General features: G+C 43.1%; 4 protein-coding genes. All 4 read left to right on the forward strand.

Annotated elements, in window-relative coordinates; all coding sequences use genetic code 11:
• Positions 1–351 precede the first annotated feature (351 nt).
• Complete coding sequence (locus ACGG90_RS15395; RefSeq protein ID WP_390410712.1) at positions 352–696, forward strand: hypothetical protein; 345 nt, start codon at positions 352–354, stop codon at positions 694–696.
• 14 nt (positions 697–710) lie between these two features.
• Complete coding sequence (locus ACGG90_RS15400) at positions 711–1,136, forward strand: hypothetical protein (protein ID WP_390410713.1); 426 nt, start codon at positions 711–713, stop codon at positions 1,134–1,136.
• 181 nt (positions 1,137–1,317) lie between these two features.
• Positions 1,318–1,995 carry a hypothetical protein gene (locus tag ACGG90_RS15405; RefSeq protein WP_390410714.1) on the forward strand — a complete coding sequence of 226 codons (678 nt, stop codon included), beginning with the start codon at positions 1,318–1,320 and terminating at the stop codon, positions 1,993–1,995.
• Between the two features lie 263 nt (positions 1,996–2,258).
• A complete protein-coding gene (locus ACGG90_RS15410; protein ID WP_390410715.1) occupies positions 2,259–2,600 on the forward strand; it encodes a DUF771 domain-containing protein in 342 nt (113 codons plus the stop codon).
• Positions 2,601–2,792: the final 192 nt, after the last annotated feature.

Here is a 2,792-nt window from a genome sequence, read left to right on the forward strand (position 1 = left end):
GACGAAGTCCATCAGTTGGCGACCTGAACTGAATAACTGAATAGGTCGTGCGTCGAGCCGAAAACTGGGTCGGTCTGTTCGTGGTGCATCGATCACCAACTTCTCCGCTCAGTCAGTATTCGCAACGATCCAAACGTTGCTTTCAGACCGGCCAGATGCGATTTCATGTCCCCAATACCGAGGTGAATAATCCAGGTTTATATAGTTATTTATATAAAAGAAAAATTACTATCTAAAGACAAATTTTCGGCCCTAAAATCAACTAGAAACGCCGATATATCAACGATTATAGCGGTACAAGATGTATGTTGTACCTATCTTGTACCTTGTACCCGGAAAGGAATAAATAAGATGAAGATAGATAGATCTATACTCAATCAACCCTGGCCAGTCCCAGGCGATGCATCATACCCACCGTCTGACAGGAAAAGATTTGAAGAATGTGATTCACCCGTTGCGCTGTCTAGATTGGACATGTTTGATCAGTTGTTGCTGTTAAATTGGTGTTGCAAGTTAAAACAGCGAAAAGTCTTTAATCTCCAACAATCAAGTTACAATTTAAAACATCATTTCGAACAAGTCAGCGGTGTTTATGTCTCCAATGGCGCATTTAAAGCCGCTATGCTATTAGTTGGTTTTAAGGCTAAAGACGTTGGAGATTTAAACTGGCACTTCAATGTTACCCATGTTAAGTAGTGGAGGAAGAAGGTATGAGGCAGTCTGATACCGACTATCAAGAGAAGAAAGTATTTCTTGGACGTTGGTTGCCGATACGTTCTCGAATGAATGACACGGAAATGAGACTTAGGGAACTGAATATTGATGATGGAGTCCATAGTGTTGTCCCGAGTGCAGCGCATGTAATGATGACGCTTCGTGAATATGAATCACGTTATGAAAAAGCCGAACGGCTGCAAGAACGATTAGATAATCTAGTTTCTCGGGGTAAGGTAGTTCGAAAAGAAATATACGAAGCACTGGATTCATTGGATAATCCCGTTGAGGCTGCAGTCCTCGAACGGTACTATATAGACGGTCGCACACAATATGCTATCTCTATCGACATGGATTACAGCCTTCGTTGGATAGAACGCGTATTCATGAACGGGTTAGCACATATCACCCTACCTGATTAGGTCGTTAATCCGGCGTACGTGCAGCCTATATCCATCTGATTAACATCTTAGTGTGGTTATACCTAGCCAATCTCTTACCGCTGTCACTGCCCGCGCCCGCGCATGACTACGAGAAATAAACGCAATGTAAGATAGTATCTTAGCTTCGGCTAGGGTACTATTTGTTTGAGGTGATTCGGGGATGAGAGTTGACTGGCGGAGTATCGCTTTAAGTCTTGCAGTTGGAACAATTGGTGGTCTATTAGTGGGTAGCGTCATGGCAGCACTGGGTAACTACAATCAATCTGAGATCATGGCAACTTGGTTCAGCGCGGTTGGGACTATTGGAGCTGTAGTGGTGTCATTAATAACCAGCCGGAATGCAATGAAGATTGCCAAGTATACGGGGATGTATGAGGAACGACTTAATCAACAGATTCAACAGTTATTAGTTAAGGTGGATACGCTAATCACATTTGACAAGATTGGTCCTACGGCTTATCCAGATTACCAATATGAGCCATATCATATCCCGAGCCTTGCGCCAGCAGTTGGTGAAGAAGCAAATAATATGGAGCGGGTTAATCGTGCAATTGCTTTTCGACGGGGGCTCGTTGCCGATGTGTTAGAGATACGTCAACACTTAGCCGCAATTCGAATGCTTAACAATGGGCACTTAGATCGAGAGACAATCAGTAACGACATTGAGCTAGTCGATAAGATTGTGGAGACGTTTGATAAGTTTGAACAAGATTTTAGGAAAGAACATACTGAATCAAATTACTTTGGACATGTGGGAACTTATTCTTGGCAACGTAGCACGGGTAAGATACTTCAAAGCGTCCTCGAAGATTTCAAACTGTTGCGTCTCTATGATTAGTCCCCCCACTTCAAATTTAATTTTTTTGATTTTAGGGATACGGGGCATAGGGAACTTTTTCCAAGTGCACGGCAAATATTCGTTAAAAGGGGGTGATTTTACCCCGATTTACCCGTTGTTTTATCCTGAAAACCACGTATTTATGATGATTACTGAGCGTTAAGTGCTGCGTTATTCTGGTAATAGCATGGTAGCAGTTGCAGAGCATTGACCATTAGGCTATCAATGGTCTGTTTTACATGAGCACAAAGAAGGCATACACAATGCAAAGAGTTAAGGTTGTTCAATCATCCGCTGATACCATGTATCTTATTACAGCCGATGAACTTGTAGCCCTCCGCGCTAAGACGCAAAGAGCAATGCAGAATGAGCTATTAGGTACTAGGTGGGGAACTAATGACATTATAAAGCGGCTTAATGGCATTAGGCGCGATGTTCTGATTCAGCACGTGTTGATACCAAAACGTGCTGAACTAGAGGCCATCCATGCGATCCTTAGTTGGCCATCTGGTGGTCGCGGTAGTGGTCGTTACTTATTTAAAGCTACAGTCATGGCGCGATGGTTAGAGGATAACTTACAGCAGATCACTGACGGTGGTTGGTAATAGCGGAGATGAATTGGTTATCTATTAGACATGACTATATATGCGTGGTCAATTGAACTCGTTTTTGTCGACGCGCGCTTTATACCAACTCGATTTCAAACAAAAGCGGCAAATAATTCCAGACACGGGCAGCCGGCCCGCCGGAATTATTTGCCGCTGTTTATATGCACTTAAATCCAGCGATTGAAGATA

Origin of the sequence: Lacticaseibacillus jixiensis (assembly GCF_042847315.1) — a bacterium.
GTDB classification, from domain to species: Bacteria; Bacillota; Bacilli; order Lactobacillales; family Lactobacillaceae; genus Lacticaseibacillus; species Lacticaseibacillus jixiensis.